The following is a 15831-nucleotide window of genomic DNA, read 5'->3' as shown; positions in this document are numbered from 1 at the left end:
TTGCTGTCCGTAGGCACGGCAGCGGCACTGGGGGCGCTGGATGGCCTGCGCAAGGGGCTGGTGCGCTACAAGGCAGCGGCGTTGATGGCGCTGGTCGGCTCGACCACCTCGCCCATCGGGCTGCACCTTGCCCGGTTGATGCCGGCCAAGGTGCTGGTGTTGATGTTCAGCGCGGTGATGATGTTTGTCTCAGTGCGCATGTTCCTGCAGGCCCGGGCGGATGCCCGCGATGACGGCAGCCTGGGGGTACTGGAAAAAAACTGCATGCTCAACCCTGCAACCGGGCGACTGACCTGGAATGCCCGCTGCAGCATGACCCTGGTATCCATTGGTGCTACCTCGGGGTTGCTGACGGGGTTATTGAGTGTGGGCGGCGGGTTCTTGATCGTGCCGGCATTTCGCAAGTTCAGTGACGTGCGTATCCACGCCGTGGTGTCCACGTCCTTGATGGTGGTGGCGCTGGTATCGCTGGGCACCTTGGGCAATCTGATGAGCCAGGGCGTGAGCCTGTCGAATGAAGGCGTGATATTTATTGGCGCCACCCTGGCCGGAATGATTGCCGGGCGGGTGATTGCCCCGCACGTCTCGGCCCAGTGGCTACAGCAGGGATTCGCGGGGCTGTGTGCGGTGATTGGCGTGCTGATGCTGGCTAAAGTGCTGCTGACAGCTTTCTGATTAACGTTCCTGTGGGAGCGGGGCTTGCTCGCGATGGCATCACCTTGGTCAGCCAGATACACCTTGGCGCCTGAATCGCGAGCAAGCCCGCTCCCACAGGTTTATCAGCAGATCATGCAGATGATCATATCTTTACGGTGCAGCATGGGCCTGACTCCAGGTCCTTTAGGATCGGGCAGTCAGGGCGGTGGTCGCCCTGACAGCTTTCGACCAGATCCTGCAAGGTGTCGCGCAGGCTGCTCAGCTCGGCGATCTTCTGGTTCAACTCATCAATATGCTGGCGCGCCAGTGCCTTCACATCGCCGCTGGCGCGCTGGCGATCCTGCCACAGGGTCAGCAGCTTGCCGACCTCTTCCAGCGAAAACCCCAGGTCCCGCGAGCGTTTGATAAACGCAAGGGTATGCAGGTCGTCATCGCTGTAAAGGCGGTAGCCGCTGTCACTGCGTTGCGCGGGTTTGAGCAGACCGATGGATTCGTAATAACGAATCATCTTGGCGCTCAAGCCGCTGTGTCTGGCGGCCTGGCCGATATTCATGACGCCTCCTTATTCAAGATCCCTGGGCTTCCAGAATTTGAGCAGCAACGCATTGCTGACCACGCTGACACTGGAAAAAGCCATGGCCGCGCCTGCCAGCACAGGGTTCAAAAAGCCGAAAGCAGCCAACGGAATGCCGATCACATTGTAGATAAATGCCCAAAACAGGTTTTGCCGGATTTTGGCGTAGGTCTTGCGGCTGATCTCCAGTGCTGCCGGTACCAACCGCGGGTCGCCGCGCATCAGGGTGATGCCCGCTGCGTGCATGGCCACATCGGTGCCACCGCCCATGGCGATACCGATATCGGCCGCGGCCAGTGCCGGCGCGTCGTTGATACCGTCGCCGACCATAGCCACTACACCGGTTTTTTTCAGTTCGGCCACGGTCGCGGCCTTGTCGGCGGGCAACACTTCGGCGTGAACATCGCTGATCCCCAGGGCCTCGGCCACTACTTTGGCACTGCCGCGGTTGTCGCCGGTCAACAGGTGGCTGCTGATATGACGGGCATTGAGCTGGGCGATGGCTGACTGGGCACCGGGCTTGAGTGTGTCACCAAAGGCGAACAGGCCCAGCACTTGGGGCTGCGGGCTTTGTTCGATCAGCCAGGACAGCGTGCGACCTTCGGTTTCCCAGGCGCTGGCCGATGCGGCGAGCGAGCCCGGATTGAGACCGGTTTCTTCCAGCAGGCGTCGGTTGCCCAGGGCCAGGCGACGGCCTTCCAGGGTGCCGGCAATACCGCGGCCGGTCAGCGACTGGCTGTCGGTAACGTCCGGCACTTTTAAATCACGCGCCGCGCAAGCATCCAGTACGGCCTTGGCCAGCGGGTGTTCGCTGCCCCGCTGCAGGGCACCGGCGGCTTGCAGCAAGTGCGCTTCATCGCCATCGAGTGCGCTGAAGTGAGCAATTTGCGGCGTGCCTGAAGTCAGGGTGCCGGTTTTGTCGAAAACCACGGCACTGACTTCGTGGGCGCGTTCGAGGGCTTCGGCGTCCTTGATCAGAATCCCGTGGCGGGCTGCAACGCCGGTGCCGGCCATGATTGCAGTGGGGGTCGCCAGGCCCAGGGCACAAGGGCAGGCAATTACCAGTACTGCGACAGCATTGATCAATGCTGTTTCAATCGGCGCGCCGTAGAGCCACCAGCCCAGCAGGGTGGCAAGGGCGATCAGCAGCACCACCGGGACAAATACCTGGCTGACCTTGTCCACCAGTTTCTGGATCGGCGCCTTGGCGGACTGCGCGTCCTCTACCAGGCGGATAATGCGCGCCAGTACGGTCTCCGTCCCCAGGGCCATGGTCTTGATAATCAAGCGACCTTCGCCGTTGATGGCGCCGCCGGTGACTTTATCCCCAGGCTGTTTCGGCACCGGCAGGCTTTCGCCACTGATCAGGGCCTCGTCGGCATGGCTTTGGCCTTCGACGACTTCGCCATCCACCGGGAACCGCTCGCCGGGTTTGACCAGCACCAGATCATTGAGACGCAAATCACTGATGGCGACATCCTGTTCCTGGCCGTCGACCATGCGCAAGGCGCGTTCGGGGCGAAGGGCTTCAAGGGCGCGGATGGCGCTGGCAGTCTGGCGCTTGGCACGGCTTTCGAGATATTTGCCCAGCAGCACCAGGGCGATCACAACCGCCGAGGCCTCGAAATACAGATGGGGCATGCTGCCGGGTTCGGCGATGGCCCATTCATACAGGCTCAGGCCATAACCGGCACTGGTGCCGAGGGCGACCAGCAGGTCCATATTGCCGGCGCCGGCCTTGACGGCTTTCCACGCGGCCACATAAAAACGCGCGCCCAGAACAAACTGCACCGGGGTCGCCAATACAAACTGGGCCCAGGCGGGCAGCATCCAATGGATGCCAAAAGGCGCAAGCAGCATCGGCAGCACCAGCGGCAGCGCCAGTACGATAGCCAGGGTCAGCGCCCAGCGTTCACGGTGCAGGCGTTTTTGCTGATCGTCTTCGGTGGTTTTTTCGCTCTGGTGCAGGCTGGCACCATAGCCGGCCTGAGTGACCGCATTGATCAGCAGGCCCGGATCAACCTGGCCGAGCAATTCGACATGGGCCCGCTCGGTGGCGAGGTTGACGCTGACGCTCTTGACCCCGGGCACCTTGGCCAGGGCTTTTTCTACGCGCCCTGCGCACGAGGCGCAGGTCATGCCACTGATATCCAGTTCCAGGCTGTGGGCGGGCACGCTATAGCCTGCCTGTTGCACAGCCTCGACCAGTGCCGGCAGGCTCTCGGCAGGCGCTTCGATACGGGCCTGTTCAGTGGCCAGGTTGACGCTGACCGAACGTACACCGGGCACTTTGGCCAGGGATTTTTCCACACGCCCTGCACAGCTGGCACAGGTCATGCCATCAATCGGCAGATCGAATTGGGTGGGCACGAGCAGTCCTCCTCAAGAAGTTATCTATCCATAGAATCGACCTTGACCCCATGGCAAGGTCAAGGCTTCTTGCTGTTCGTTGTTTGCCGCTCAATATTCCAGTTTGGCGGGCTTGAGGTACATACCCTGTTTACCCAGGGCGATGCGGTATTTGCGCACATCCCCGGCCTTCAGGGTGAACTGCTGCGCGGGCGGCACCAGCATGCCGGGCAGGCAGCCGGGGGCTTGCCCGGGGAGCAGCTTGAGGCGGATATCGACGCTGGCGGGCGGCAGGTTAAAGGCCAGGGCCTGCTCCTGAAACAATCGCCCGGCCAGTTGGTCGTCGATGTACACACCCACTTCGCAGTTGGTCGGCACCTCAAGGCGTTCGCGGGAAATGATCAGCACTCCGTAGTCCTGATCGGCATTTGCCCACAGCGGCACACTGGCAAGACCCAAAAGGCTGACTAGGCTCAAAGCGGTCCAGCGCATGGCTAAGTATCCTGTTATCAAATCGCAAGGCTTGCAGCTTGGCCGAGCACGGGATGGATTGCCAGTCAGCGCGTGAAACAACGGGCTTGACCTTGCCACGATGGCAAGGTCGAAGCTGTAGGCATATCTCAAACAGGAGGCGTAATCATGCAAACGTTCAAGGTAGACGGTATGACCTGTGGTGGCTGTGTCGGCGCGGTGACCCGTGCAGTGCAGACGGTGGATAAAGACGCGAAGGTTGAAGTGGACCTGGCGAGCAAAACCGTCAAGGTGGACAGCAACGTATCACCGTTGCAAATTATCGACGTGATCACCAATGCCGGGTTTGAGGCGCGCACGGCGCACTAAACCTGTATGTAGCAGCTGCCGAGGAACTAGGCTGCGTCCGGCGACGTAGTCGTCGTGAATGCTAAGAGCAAGCTCTGACTGGCGCACCGCAATGTCAGACTTACGACGGCTGCGCCGCCGAACGCAGCCTCGTTCCTCGGCAGCTGCTACGGCGGTGTTGTTTCAGGACGGGTTCAAGGTGATTTATTAGCTAGCTCGCTAACTTAATGTTCAGGGTCGATAACCACAGCTAAACTGTCAGCTTGCGCTAACCGCAGCCTGATCCCTGGATACCTGATGAACCTTCGAACAATCTTGATTCTTGGCGCCCTGAGTGCCTTCGGTCCTTTGGCGATCGACTTTTACCTGCCCGGCTTCCCGGCGATGGCACAAGCCTTTGCAACCGACGAAACCCAGATACAACTGACGCTGGCCGTGTACTTTCTGGGCCTGTCCATCGGTCAGCTGGCCTATGGCCCGGTAGCGGACCGCTTCGGCCGGCGCGTGCCGCTGCTGGTGGGCGTCGGGCTATTCACTGTCGCGTCACTGGCATGCGCCTTTGCGCCGACCCTGGAGTGGCTGATTGGTGCCCGGTTTGTCCAGGCCCTTGGCGGCTGTGCGGGCATGGTCCTTTCGCGGGCAATTGTCAGTGACAAATGCGACGCGGTGCAGTCGGCCAAAGTGTTTTCACAATTGATGCTGGTTATGGGCCTGGCGCCAATCCTGGCGCCGATGTTGGGTGGGTTGCTGGTCAACCTGTATGGCTGGCAATCGATTTTCCTGGTGTTGACGGTGTTCAGCGCATTGGCGGCAACGGCCGTAGCGCTTGGCTTGCCTGAAAGCCTGCCGGCCAACGTGCCACGTCAGCCGCTGTCGGGGGCATTGCGCCAGTACGGGCGGTTGCTCAAGGATCGCGAGTTCCTTGGCCATGCCCTGACGGGGGGGATCGCAATGGCCGGGATGTTTGCCTACATCGCGGGTTCACCTTTCGTATTTATCAAACTCTATGGCGTGCCTGCCGAGCATTACGGCTGGTTGTTCGGCACCAACGCGGCCGGCTTTATCCTGGTGGCGCAGTTGAACGCCCGCCTGCTGGCCAAGCGTGGCCCGGCCTTTTTGCTGTCGCGCATGGTGTGGGTGTATCTGGCGGCAGGTCTGGCCTTGCTGGGCGTCAGCAGTTTGCATACCGAACAACTGTGGCCGCTGCTGGTGCCGCTGTTTATCTGCATTGCCAGCCTGGGCTGCATCATTCCCAATGCCTCGGCCTGCGCCATGAGCGGGCAGGGCGCGCGCGCCGGCAGTGCCTCGGCGATGCTGGGTTGTTTGCAGTTCAGCGTGGCGGCGGGGGCGGCATCACTGGTGGGGGTATTGCACGACGGCAGCGCAATGCCAATGGCGATGGTCATCACCCTGTGCGGGCTTGTGGCAGTGGGCCTGGCAGTGGCGACCCGGCGCCTGTACACCGCACGGATCGCCGCTCGGCAGCCGGTCTGATTCAGCCAGCCAAACGTTCGGGCAGGCGGTGCGGGGCATGCAGGCGCGATTGCAGCTTGTCGACAAAGGCCCGGGCCTCGGCCTCGCTGCGAAAGTTGACGGCTTGCTGGTCGATTTGCACCTGCCATTTGCAGTCGCGGGATCTTGCTAGCGCTTTTATCAGGATTTTCATGACTGGCCTCCTTCGGTTCGCAAAGGAGGCCAGTGTATGCCGAAAAACTTTGATTAAAATGCCCGGAATCAAGTCTCTGACTGACGGTTAAAAAATGACCACATGGGTCCCGTCAGACGTCCTCTCAGAAGCCTTCGAGCACAATCTTGCCCTTGGCCTTGCCGCTTTCCAGCAGTGCATGGGCGCGGCGCAGGTTGGTGGCATTGATGCTGCCAAAGTGCTCGCCGACCGTGGTACGCAGGGTGCCCGCATCGATCAGCCCGGCGACACGATTGAGCAGGAGATGTTGCTCGATCATGTCCGGGGTCTGGAACAGCGAGCGGGTGTACATGAACTCCCAGTGCAGTGACAGGCTCTTGCGTTTGAGTTTGGTGATATCCAGCGCCTTGGGATCATCAATCAGCGCCAGTTTGCCCTGTGGTGCCAGTGCTTCTACCAACTGATCGAGATGCTGGTCAGTCTGGGTCAGGCTGGCAACATGGGTGACGGCGTCGATGCCGTGACGCTTGAGTTCTTCGCTCAGCGGCTGGCTGTGGTCGATAACCAGATCGGCGCCCAGCTCACGGACCCAGGTCTGGGTTTCAGGGCGAGATGCGCTACCAATCACCTTGAGCGCAGTCAGTTGGCTGGCCAGTTGCGTCAGGATTGAACCCACACCACCCGCCGCGCCGACGATCAGCAGGCTTTGTTGCTCGTCGGTCTTGCCCTCGTTGATGCCAAGGCGCTCAAACAACAACTCCCAGGCAGTGATGGCGGTCAACGGCAACGCTGCGGCCTGTGCGAAATCGAGGCTTTTGGGCATATGCCCGACGATGCGTTCATCCACTACATGACGTTCACTGTTGGCCCCGGCACGGGCAATGGAGCCTGCGTAAAAGACCTTGTCGCCGACCTTGAACAAGCTGACTTCACTGCCGACGGCCTTGACCACACCGGCCACATCCCAGCCCAGTACCTTGGCAGTGTCGGCCTCGGGCTGCACGTTCTGGCGCACTTTGGTGTCCACCGGGTTTACGGAAATGGCTTTGACCTCGACCAGCAAATCCCGGGGGCCGGCCACCGGCTCTGGCAACTCGATATCTTGCAGGGCCAGCGGGTCTTGAATCGGTAACGAGTGGTAGTAGGCGACAGCTTTCATGGGACATGTCCTGAAGATGATTAAGAAACTGGCAGTGATAATTGGCTATTTCACCGCGCGATAAAACCGGCTAAAACAGCAGTCTCTTTCAATTTTTTATTGATAATGGTCGGGTGGATTGTGAATGCTGCGTTTCGATGATCTGCAATTGTTCGTTCACGCGGCTGACTTGGGCAGTTTGTCTGCGGCGGCCCGGGTGATGGATATGTCCCCGGCGGTGGCTAGCGCTGCTCTCAAACGGATAGAAGCTCTACTGGGCGCGCGCCTGCTGGCGCGTTCAACCCGAAGTTTGCGTCTGACGGCCGAAGGCGAAGGCTTTCTTGAATATGCGCGTACGGCACTCGCTAGCCTCGATGAGGGGCGACGCTTGTTGGCGCGTGGGCAAGATCAGGTTAGCGGAGTGTTGCAACTGTCGGCACCTTCAGACTTTGGCCGTAATCTGTTGCTGCCCTGGCTGGATGAGTTCCAGCGTGAGCATCCGCAACTCACCGTGCGCCTGTTATTGGGTGACCGGATTGCCGACCTGTTCCGCCAGCCTGTGGATATCGCCTTGCGTTACGGCGAGCCGGAAGACTCCAGCCTGGTGGCACTGCCGGTGGCCCCGGGTAACCGCCGGGTGCTGTGTGCGTCCCCCGACTACCTGGCGCGCAAGGGCGAGCCGCGTCAGCTTGAGCAGTTGCTGCAACACAATTGCCTGTTGTACATGCTCGGCACGCGGGTTCACGACCATTGGCAATTCAATGACGGCAAGCGCGAACTGGGGCTGACGGTAAGCGGCAATCGTTTCAGCGATGATGCCGACGTGGTGCGCTTGTGGGCGGTTGCCGGGCAGGGCATTGCCTACAAGTCGTGGCTGGATGTGGCGGGAGATGTGCAGAGCGGGCGGCTCAAGGTGTTACTGCCGGGGCTGATGTGCGAGCGGGCGCCGCTGAATCTGCTGTGTGGTCACCGGGCGCAATTGAGTAAACCGGTGCGGCTCTTGCGCGACATGCTCAGTGAGCGCTGTGCGATGTTGAGCAAGTTGTACCCGGGGAAACAGTAAAACTGCTGTGGTAGTGACGGTGTTGCAGTTTCAAATGTCTGTGGGAGCGGGCTTGCGCGCGATGCTGACAATCAGGTGTGTCTGCCTGATCGAGTTGATGCCATCGTGGGCAAGCCCGTTCCCACAGGGGAGACCGCGTGTTACGGCTTGACCAACCGCGCATCCAGACCGTTTTGCGCCAGGCGTTTGGCCTGGTCCTGGGTCATGCCCAGATCGGTGTATAGCGCGTGGAAGTTCTCAGTCATATAACCGCCAAAGTAGGCCGGGTCATCAGAGTTGACGGTCACTTTTACGCCACGCTCAAGCATGTCGAGAATGTTGTGTTGCGACATGTGATCAAACACACAGAGTTTGGTGTTGGACAACGGGCATACGGTCAACGGGATCTGCTCGTCGATGATGCGTTGCATCAGACGTTCGTCTTCAATGGCGCGCACGCCATGGTCGATACGCTGGATCTTGAGCAAGTCCAGGGCTTGCCAGATGTACTCCGGCGGGCCTTCTTCACCCGCGTGGGCAACGGTCAGGAAGCCTTCATCACGGGCGCGGTCGAATACGCGCACAAACTTGCTCGGTGGGTGGCCCATTTCTGAACTGTCGAGGCCAACGGCGACAAAGGCATCGCGAAATGGCAGGGCCATATCGAGGGTCTTTTCTGCTTCTTCTTCGCTCAAATGGCGCAGGAAGCTGAGGATCAGGCCGCTGGTGATACCCAGTTGCTGCTCGCCATCTTTAAGTGCGCTGGCAATGCCATTGAGCACGACTTCAAACGGCACGCCACGATCGGTGTGGGTTTGCGGGTCGAAGAAGGGTTCGGTGTGAATGACGTTCTGTTCTTTACAGCGCAACAGGTAGGCCCAGGTCAGGTCGTAGAAGTCCTGGGAGGTACGCAGTACGTCGGCGCCTTTGTAATAAAGATCGAGGAATTCTTGCAGGTTGTTGAAGGCATACGCCTTGCGCAGGGTTTCAACGTCGTTCCAGGGCAGGGCGATCTTGTTGCGCTCGGCCAGCGAAAACAGCAACTCGGGTTCCAGGGAACCCTCCAGATGCATGTGCAGTTCAGCTTTTGGCAGGGCGTTCAGCCAGTCATACATAAAAGGTTTTCTCATCAAATCGGGTACAGATGGCGACATTCTACAGGTCGGAGGGGGCACAATTCCCCCGCCATTTGTCGCAGGCTGCCTACCAGGGAATCGTCTGGCCCTTGTAGTCGATAAAGTGATGGCCGCCTTTTCCGGCAAATGCCTTGACCTGTGCCACCAGGCCACGGGTGCTGGTTTCGACATCAATGTCGGCGCCTTCGCCGCCCATATCGGTTTTTACCCAGCCCGGGTGCATGGACAGCACAGTCGGGTTATTGTCGCCCAGTTCATACAGTACAAAGGTATTGGTCATCGAGTTGAGAGCCGCTTTGCTGGCCTTGTAGAGGGCCATTTCGGGGGCATCAGGTTGAGTGACACTGCCGAGTACTGAGCTCATAAATGCCAGTACGCCACTGTCCTTACGGATCCGGCTGACAAACTCCCGGGCCACATTGATCGGTGCCACGCTGTTGGTGAAAAACAGCTGCCCCACCTCGGCCAGCGTTGCATTGCCCGACAGCTGGTCGTCCGGGCCTTTGACCCCGGCATTGATAAACAGCAGATCGAAGACTTCATTGTGCAAGGTATTGCCCAATGCCTTGATCGCCTGTTGATTGTTCATGTCCAGTTGTTCGATGCGCACCGGCCCCAATGCCTTCAGGGCATCGGCTTTTTGTGGGTGGCGCACAGTGGCGGTTACGTCCCAGCCATCGGCAAGCAACTCCTTGACCAGACCCAGGCCCAGGCCACGTGAAGCTCCGATGATCAGTGCTTTTTTTGCGGTCATGAGTAGCGTCCTCTACAAAGTTGATATGAGTTGGTTAAAAATCGTACAAGTGCTTCAAGCCCCCAGCACACAAGGGCTGTGGCCGCATGTGCTCAGGTTATCCACAGGTGGGTGCACAGTGACTGTGGGCAACTATGGATGTCGGAAAATAGCATTTTTATGGGGCTGGCTCGACAGCGTCACGATGCAGCAGGATCCTGCCGCGGCTAAGGTCCGCTAAAAGCTGTCGCGCGGGAGCAATCTGTTCTTCGACCAGCGCCAGTTGCAGGTCAACGCCATTGGCAGTGAAGGCTTCGCCGGTGATCAGGCCGTTGAGTTCACCCAGGCGCAGTTTGACCAATGCCAGCTCGCTGAAACTGCAAGAGCAACTGAGTGCTATACGGCTGACCAACGGCAGTTTTTCGGCGTTTTGCAGGCATTTGTTAGCGCCACCGCCATAGGCCCGAGCCAGGCCGCCGGTGCCCAGCTGAATGCCGCCATACCAGCGGATAACCAGCACCGCGACCTGATCGCAGTCCTGCGCTTCAATGGCCGAGAGTATCGGGCGGCCCGCGGTGCCGCCAGGTTCGCCATCATCACTGCTGCGGTACTGCCCACCAAGTTTCCACGCCCAGCAATTGTGCGAGGCATTCAGGTCGCTGTGTTGCTCGATAAATTCGAGGGCCTGCTGGGCGCTGGTGATGGGGGCAGCAAAAGTAATAAAGCGGCTTTTACGGATTTCTTCGCGGTACTCGCAAAGCCCCGTGAGGGTCGAAGGCATGTCGGTTCCAGGCTTAGACTGCGGGCGTCAGGCCGCAGCCTTTGAGAATGATACGGATCAGGTTGTCGCAGGCCGCATGCATATCCTGTTTGGTCAGGTGCTTGCGCCCCGTTACGCGGCAAATCTGTGTCGAAAAGTCGGCGTAATGCTGGGTGCTGCCCCATAGCAGGAAAATCAGATGGACCGGGTCGACCGGGTCCATCTTGCCTGCATCTATCCAGGCCTGGAACACAGCTGCACGACCTTGAAACCAAGCTCTGTAGTCTTGTGAGAAATACTCGGTCAGGCAGGCCCCGCCACTGATGATTTCCATCGCAAACACTCGCGAAGCCTGGGGCTGTCGCCGGGAAAACTCCATTTTTGCGCGGATATACTGAGTCAGGGCCTGGGCCGGGTCATCGTCAGCGGTCAAAACGTTGAAGGTACGGTCCCATAGCTCGATGATATTGCTCAGTACTGCGATATACAGGCTTAGCTTGTTGGTGAAGTAATAATGCAGATTGGCCTTTGGCAGCCCGGCACTCAGGGCGATGGCGTTCATGCTGGTGCCTCTGAAGCCGTGACGGGCAAACTCATCTTCGGCGGCCTTGAGAATGGCCTCTTCGTTTTTCTGCCGGATACGGCTGGGAGGCTTGCCGTCATGGGCAGGAACTTCAAGGGTCATGGGCGCTCCGGGCAACCTGTTTGTGTAGCGAAGTTTTTCACGTTAACGCGTCGCTTCCAGGCTCTCAAGGAAACTTTCCAGGACCAGATGCGGGCGCCGGCCTTTACGTGTCACCGATGCCAGGCTCAAATCGTAGAAACGTGTTTTTGCCTTCAGTGCCCGCAAGCGGCCCTGCTGAACCCACAGGCTGGCGTAATGGTCGGGCAGGTAACCGATATAGCGCCCGGTCAAAATCAAAAAGGCCATGCCTTCGCGATCCGACGCGCTGGCGGTGCAATTGAGCGCCTGGTAGTGGGCCTGGATATCCGAGGGCAGGCGAAAGGTGGGGGCAATGGCATCCTGCGCATTCAACCGTGCATCTTCCAATTGCCTGTCGTCGACATAAAACAGCGGATGGCCTACGGCGCAATACAACAGTGAACGCTCACTGTAGAGCGGCTGGTACTCAAGCCCGGACAATGTGCTGGCCTGGGGCACCACACCCACATGCAGGCGGCCGTCGAGCACACCCTGTTCAACTTCATGGGGCGAGATCATGCGGATATGAATCTGTACATCAGGCCCACGCTCCTTGAGTTGGGCCAGTGCATGGGTGATACGCATATGGGGCAGGGTGACCAGGTTATCGGTCAGGCCAATGGTCAGTTCGCCGCGCAAATGCTGGTGAAGGCCGTTGACCTCGGTACGAAAGCTCTCAAGTGCGCCGAGTAATTGCAGCGCAGAGTGGTAGACCTCACGACCTTCCTCTGTCAGTGAAAAACCCGCTCGCCCACGTTGGCACAGGCGTAAACCCAGGCGCTGTTCAAGATCGCTCATCTGCTGGCTGATGGCAGAACGGCCAATGCCCAGTACCGTCTCTGCTGCCGAAAAGCCGCCGCACTCCACGACGCTGCGAAAAATACGCAGGAGTCGAATATCAAAGTCGCTGACCTGGGCCAGTGCATCGGGGCGACGGCTGCTCATAGTTTAGTGTATGCCTGACTAAAGGTTAGAAGAGTTGGATTTCATGGACTTTATAGCCGTGGCAATTTAGGCGCAACAACGCTTTCAACATCCCACGCCGCTTTTGCCTTGCGAGGTTTTGCTGATGAACATGCCCGAAAATGCCGAATTGAACCTGACCAGCCAGCTCAAGCTGGATGCTCACTGGATGCCTTACACTGCCAACCGTAACTTCCATCGCGATCCGCGCTTTATCGTCGCGGCCAAGGGCAGTTATCTGACGGATGATAAGGGTCGGCAGATTTACGATTCGCTGTCAGGTCTTTGGACCTGCGGCGCAGGGCATACCCGTACTGAAATCCAGGAAGCCGTGGCCAGACAATTGGGCACCCTCGATTACTCGCCGGCGTTCCAGTACGGCCATCCGCTGTCTTTCAAGCTGGCAGAAAAAATCACCGAGTTGACGCCGGGCAACCTCAATCACGTGTTCTTCACCGACTCGGGGTCGGAGTGTGCCGACACGGCGGTGAAGATGGTGCGTGCCTACTGGCGTCTAAAAGGCCAGTCGAGCAAAACCAAAATGATTGGCCGTGCCCGCGGCTACCATGGAGTGAACATTGCAGGCACCAGCCTGGGTGGGGTGAACGGCAACCGCAAACTGTTTGGCCAGGCAATGATGGATGTGGATCATCTGCCCCACACCCTGTTGGCAAGCAACGCATTTTCTCGCGGCATGCCCGAGCAGGGCGGGATTGCCCTGGCCGATGAACTGCTCAAGCTGATCGAATTGCACGATGCGTCGAACATTGCTGCCGTTTTTGTAGAACCGATGGCAGGCTCGGCTGGGGTATTGGTTCCGCCTCAGGGTTATCTGAAACGTCTGCGGGAAATCTGCGACCAGCACAATATCCTGTTGGTGTTCGATGAAGTGATCACTGGCTTTGGTCGTACAGGCTCAATGTTTGGTGCTGACAGCTTCGGCGTGACACCTGACTTGATGTGTATTGCCAAACAAGTCACCAATGGCGCGATTCCGATGGGGGCTGTTATCGCTACCAGCGAGATTTATCACACGTTCATGAATCAGCCGACGCCTGAGTACGCGGTTGAATTCCCTCATGGCTATACCTATTCGGCTCACCCCGTAGCCTGTGCTGCGGGTATTGCTGCGCTTGATCTATTGCAAAAAGAGAACCTGGTACAGAGCGTGGCTGAAGTTGCACCGCATTTTGAGAATGCATTGCACGGTTTGAAGGGCGTGAAGAACATCATCGACATTCGCAACTATGGCCTGGCGGGTGCAATCCAGATTGCGCCGCGTGATGGCGATGCAATTGTGCGCCCGTTCGATGCAGCGATGAAACTGTGGAAAGCCGGTTTCTACGTGCGCTACGGCGGCGACACCCTGCAGTTCGGGCCAACGTTCAACAGCAAGCCGCAAGACCTGGATCGCTTGTTCGATGCGGTCGGCGAAGCGCTGAATCAGATCGACTGATCCTTCTATATAGAAGCGACACTTAATGCATTCACCCAGGCGCGCAGCGTTCGCGCCTGTGGACAACTTTCTGGAGCATCCATGAGCACTATTCAACACCTGATCAATGGCGAGTTGCTGAACGATTCCGGGCGCACCGCAGATGTGTATAACCCGTCCACCGGTAAAGTGATCCACCAGGTTCCCCTGGCCAGCCGTGAAACAATCCAGCAGGCGATCGATGCAGCCAAGGCCGCCTTCCCGGCATGGCGTAATACCCCGCCTGCCAAGCGCGCCCAAGTGATGTTCCGTTTCAAGCAGTTGCTTGAGCAGAACGAAGCGCGGATCTCGCAGTTGATCAGCGAAGAGCATGGCAAGACTCTGGAGGATGCTGCAGGTGAACTGAAGCGCGGGATCGAGAACGTCGAATACGCTTGCTCGGCTCCGGAAATCTTGAAGGGCGAATACAGTCGTAACGTAGGCCCGAATATTGATGCCTGGTCGGACTTCCAGCCACTGGGTGTAGTTGCAGGGATTACACCGTTCAACTTCCCGGCCATGGTTCCGTTGTGGATGTACCCGTTGGCGATCGTGTGCGGCAACTGTTTCATTCTTAAGCCCTCGGAGCGTGATCCAAGCTCGACACTGTTGATTGCTCAACTGCTGCAAGAAGCTGGTTTGCCCAAGGGGGTTATGAACGTGGTGCACGGCGACAAGTCAGCTGTTGATGCACTGATCGAGGCGCCGGAAGTGAAAGCGCTAAGTTTTGTTGGCTCGACCCCGATCGCCGAGTACATCTACGCCGAAGGCACCAAACGCGGTAAGCGCGTGCAGGCACTGGGTGGGGCGAAAAACCACGCAGTGTTGATGCCGGATGCGGATCTCGATAACGCAGTCAGTGCACTGATGGGCGCAGCGTATGGTTCGTGCGGCGAGCGTTGCATGGCCATCTCGGCTGCAGTGTGCGTCGGTGATCAGGTGGCAGATGCCCTGGTGGCCAAACTGGTTCCTCAAATCAAAGCGCTGAAAATTGGTGCGGGGACTTCGTGCGGTCTGGACATGGGCCCCCTGGTTACCGGTCAGGCGCGGGACAAGGTCAGTGGCTATGTCGATGATGGCGTAACAGCAGGTGCGCAGTTGGTGGTCGATGGTCGCGGGTTGAGTATCAAGGGGCATGAAGAAGGCTTCTTCCTGGGGGGCTGCCTGTTTGATCGCGTGACACCTGAGATGCGTATCTATAAAGAAGAGATCTTCGGGCCGGTATTGTGCATCGTGCGGGTCAAGAGCCTGGAAGAGGCCATGCAACTGATCAATGATCACGAGTACGGTAACGGTACCTGCATTTTCACCCGTGATGGAGAGGCGGCCCGTTTGTTCTGCGACGAGATTGAAGTGGGTATGGTGGGGGTTAACGTACCGTTGCCAGTACCTGTTGCCTACCACAGCTTCGGCGGCTGGAAACGTTCGCTGTTTGGTGACCTGCATGCCTATGGCCCGGATGGCGTGCGCTTTTACACGCGTCGCAAGGCGATCACACAACGTTGGCCGCAACGTGCCAGCCATGAAGCCTCTCAGTTTGCCTTTCCGAGTCTGTAAGGCAGGCGATAGCAGCCTATAGAAGAAAAGAGGCCAGCCGTCAGGCTGGCCTCTGCTTTTAGGCCCCTTTCAAGGCTATATGACAGAAGTGTGAAACTAGTGCTTGACCCGAGGTTCAAACGGCCTATAATTCGCACCTCTTCCGGCGCAGTCGAAACGGAAAACTCCTTGAGTTTCAAAGAGTTGGATGGTTTTTGGCAGTGCCAGCTTCAAGTCATCGAAGCAGGAAATGAGGTGTTGACAGCAGCGTGTAACGCTGTAGAATTCGCCTCCCGCTAACG

Annotated in this window: 16 protein-coding genes; 6 read left to right on the top strand and 10 right to left on the bottom strand. The window is 58.6% G+C overall.

The window, feature by feature from the left end; translation table 11 throughout:
* On the top strand, positions 1 to 675 hold a 675-nt coding region (locus GHO42_RS24645; protein ID WP_153384200.1), incomplete at its 5' end, for a sulfite exporter TauE/SafE family protein.
* A gap of 124 nt (positions 676 to 799) precedes the next feature.
* Here GHO42_RS24645 and cueR read toward each other — a convergent pair.
* From cueR to GHO42_RS24630, 3 genes are all read right to left on the bottom strand, one after another.
* Positions 800 to 1210: a Cu(I)-responsive transcriptional regulator gene (cueR, locus tag GHO42_RS24640; RefSeq protein ID WP_095025945.1), complete on the bottom strand. Its 411-nt coding sequence runs from the start codon at positions 1208 to 1210 to the stop codon at positions 800 to 802.
* Positions 1211 to 1219: 9 nt separating this feature from the next.
* Positions 1220 to 3607: a heavy metal translocating P-type ATPase gene (locus GHO42_RS24635; RefSeq protein ID WP_153328845.1), complete on the bottom strand. Its 2388-nt coding sequence runs from the start codon at positions 3605 to 3607 to the stop codon at positions 1220 to 1222.
* Positions 3608 to 3691: 84 nt separating this feature from the next.
* The gene (locus GHO42_RS24630; protein WP_016783583.1) at positions 3692 to 4072 is read right to left on the bottom strand and encodes a hypothetical protein; all 381 of its coding nucleotides are present in this window, start codon (positions 4070 to 4072) and stop codon (positions 3692 to 3694) included.
* A 147-nt stretch (positions 4073 to 4219) separates the two neighbouring features.
* Between GHO42_RS24630 and GHO42_RS24625 the strand changes: the two genes are divergently transcribed.
* Both GHO42_RS24625 and GHO42_RS24620 read left to right on the top strand, forming a co-directional pair.
* On the top strand, positions 4220 to 4420 hold the full coding sequence (locus GHO42_RS24625; protein WP_016783584.1) for a heavy-metal-associated domain-containing protein: 201 nt from the start codon (positions 4220 to 4222) through the stop codon (positions 4418 to 4420).
* Between the two features lie 276 nt (positions 4421 to 4696).
* Positions 4697 to 5893 carry a multidrug effflux MFS transporter gene (locus GHO42_RS24620; protein ID WP_153328847.1) on the top strand — a complete coding sequence of 399 codons (1197 nt, stop codon included), beginning with the start codon at positions 4697 to 4699 and terminating at the stop codon, positions 5891 to 5893.
* A gap of 1 nt (position 5894) precedes the next feature.
* On the opposite strand, the gene GHO42_RS25800 is transcribed toward GHO42_RS24620, so the two are convergent.
* Positions 5895 to 6065, bottom strand: coding sequence for a sensor domain-containing protein (locus tag GHO42_RS25800; RefSeq protein WP_130872246.1), 171 nt, complete (start codon positions 6063 to 6065; stop codon positions 5895 to 5897).
* Positions 6066 to 6189: 124 nt separating this feature from the next.
* Positions 6190 to 7203, bottom strand: coding sequence for a zinc-binding alcohol dehydrogenase family protein (locus GHO42_RS24615; protein WP_095024482.1), 1014 nt, complete (start codon positions 7201 to 7203; stop codon positions 6190 to 6192).
* Positions 7204 to 7327: 124 nt separating this feature from the next.
* Between GHO42_RS24615 and GHO42_RS24610 the strand changes: the two genes are divergently transcribed.
* A complete protein-coding gene (locus GHO42_RS24610) occupies positions 7328 to 8245 on the top strand; it encodes a LysR family transcriptional regulator (protein WP_138738663.1) in 918 nt (305 codons plus the stop codon).
* Between the two features lie 140 nt (positions 8246 to 8385).
* Here the strand turns inward: GHO42_RS24610 and GHO42_RS24605 are convergent, their stop codons facing one another.
* The 5 genes from GHO42_RS24605 to GHO42_RS24585 form a co-directional block, all read right to left on the bottom strand.
* Positions 8386 to 9339: an adenosine deaminase gene (locus GHO42_RS24605; RefSeq protein ID WP_016783589.1), complete on the bottom strand. Its 954-nt coding sequence runs from the start codon at positions 9337 to 9339 to the stop codon at positions 8386 to 8388.
* A gap of 88 nt (positions 9340 to 9427) precedes the next feature.
* Positions 9428 to 10114, bottom strand: a complete 687-nt coding sequence (locus GHO42_RS24600; RefSeq protein ID WP_095001075.1) for an SDR family oxidoreductase — start codon at positions 10112 to 10114, stop codon at positions 9428 to 9430.
* Between the two features lie 157 nt (positions 10115 to 10271).
* On the bottom strand, positions 10272 to 10874 hold the full coding sequence (locus GHO42_RS24595) for a YigZ family protein (RefSeq protein ID WP_095019807.1): 603 nt from the start codon (positions 10872 to 10874) through the stop codon (positions 10272 to 10274).
* A gap of 13 nt (positions 10875 to 10887) precedes the next feature.
* Positions 10888 to 11538: a TetR/AcrR family transcriptional regulator gene (locus GHO42_RS24590; protein ID WP_095019808.1), complete on the bottom strand. Its 651-nt coding sequence runs from the start codon at positions 11536 to 11538 to the stop codon at positions 10888 to 10890.
* 42 nt (positions 11539 to 11580) lie between these two features.
* Positions 11581 to 12501 (bottom strand): LysR family transcriptional regulator, encoded by a 921-nt coding sequence (locus tag GHO42_RS24585; RefSeq protein WP_095001078.1) that lies wholly within the window; start codon positions 12499 to 12501, stop codon positions 11581 to 11583.
* Between the two features lie 124 nt (positions 12502 to 12625).
* Here GHO42_RS24585 and GHO42_RS24580 point away from each other — a divergent pair, with 124 nt between their 5' ends.
* On the top strand, positions 12626 to 13975 hold the full coding sequence (locus GHO42_RS24580) for an aspartate aminotransferase family protein (protein WP_095001079.1): 1350 nt from the start codon (positions 12626 to 12628) through the stop codon (positions 13973 to 13975).
* An 81-nt stretch (positions 13976 to 14056) separates the two neighbouring features.
* Positions 14057 to 15550: a CoA-acylating methylmalonate-semialdehyde dehydrogenase gene (locus tag GHO42_RS24575; RefSeq protein ID WP_153328849.1), complete on the top strand. Its 1494-nt coding sequence runs from the start codon at positions 14057 to 14059 to the stop codon at positions 15548 to 15550.
* Positions 15551 to 15831 lie beyond the last annotated feature (281 nt).

Source organism: Pseudomonas sp. FSL R10-0056 (genome assembly GCF_009600105.1).
In the GTDB taxonomy this organism is placed as follows: domain Bacteria; phylum Pseudomonadota; class Gammaproteobacteria; order Pseudomonadales; family Pseudomonadaceae; genus Aquipseudomonas; species Aquipseudomonas bubulae.
This window is presented reverse-complemented; position numbering and strand designations above follow the sequence as displayed.

What these genes read in the sequence shown, in the direction of transcription:
- cueR (WP_095025945.1), bottom strand. Translation starts at nt 1,210, where the DNA reads ATGAATATCGGCCAGGCCGCCAGACACAGCGGCTTGAGCGCCAAGATG.
- GHO42_RS24630 (WP_016783583.1), bottom strand. Translation starts at nt 4,072, where the DNA reads ATGCGCTGGACCGCTTTGAGCCTAGTCAGCCTTTTGGGTCTTGCCAGT.
- GHO42_RS24625 (WP_016783584.1), top strand. Translation starts at nt 4,220, where the DNA reads ATGCAAACGTTCAAGGTAGACGGTATGACCTGTGGTGGCTGTGTCGGC.
- GHO42_RS24620 (WP_153328847.1), top strand. Translation starts at nt 4,697, where the DNA reads ATGAACCTTCGAACAATCTTGATTCTTGGCGCCCTGAGTGCCTTCGGT.
- GHO42_RS25800 (WP_130872246.1), bottom strand. Translation starts at nt 6,065, where the DNA reads ATGAAAATCCTGATAAAAGCGCTAGCAAGATCCCGCGACTGCAAATGG.
- GHO42_RS24615 (WP_095024482.1), bottom strand. Translation starts at nt 7,203, where the DNA reads ATGAAAGCTGTCGCCTACTACCACTCGTTACCGATTCAAGACCCGCTG.
- GHO42_RS24610 (WP_138738663.1), top strand. Translation starts at nt 7,328, where the DNA reads ATGCTGCGTTTCGATGATCTGCAATTGTTCGTTCACGCGGCTGACTTG.
- GHO42_RS24605 (WP_016783589.1), bottom strand. Translation starts at nt 9,339, where the DNA reads ATGTATGACTGGCTGAACGCCCTGCCAAAAGCTGAACTGCACATGCAT.
- GHO42_RS24600 (WP_095001075.1), bottom strand. Translation starts at nt 10,114, where the DNA reads ATGACCGCAAAAAAAGCACTGATCATCGGAGCTTCACGTGGCCTGGGC.
- GHO42_RS24595 (WP_095019807.1), bottom strand. Translation starts at nt 10,874, where the DNA reads ATGCCTTCGACCCTCACGGGGCTTTGCGAGTACCGCGAAGAAATCCGT.
- GHO42_RS24590 (WP_095019808.1), bottom strand. Translation starts at nt 11,538, where the DNA reads ATGACCCTTGAAGTTCCTGCCCATGACGGCAAGCCTCCCAGCCGTATC.
- GHO42_RS24585 (WP_095001078.1), bottom strand. Translation starts at nt 12,501, where the DNA reads ATGAGCAGCCGTCGCCCCGATGCACTGGCCCAGGTCAGCGACTTTGAT.
- GHO42_RS24580 (WP_095001079.1), top strand. Translation starts at nt 12,626, where the DNA reads ATGAACATGCCCGAAAATGCCGAATTGAACCTGACCAGCCAGCTCAAG.
- GHO42_RS24575 (WP_153328849.1), top strand. Translation starts at nt 14,057, where the DNA reads ATGAGCACTATTCAACACCTGATCAATGGCGAGTTGCTGAACGATTCC.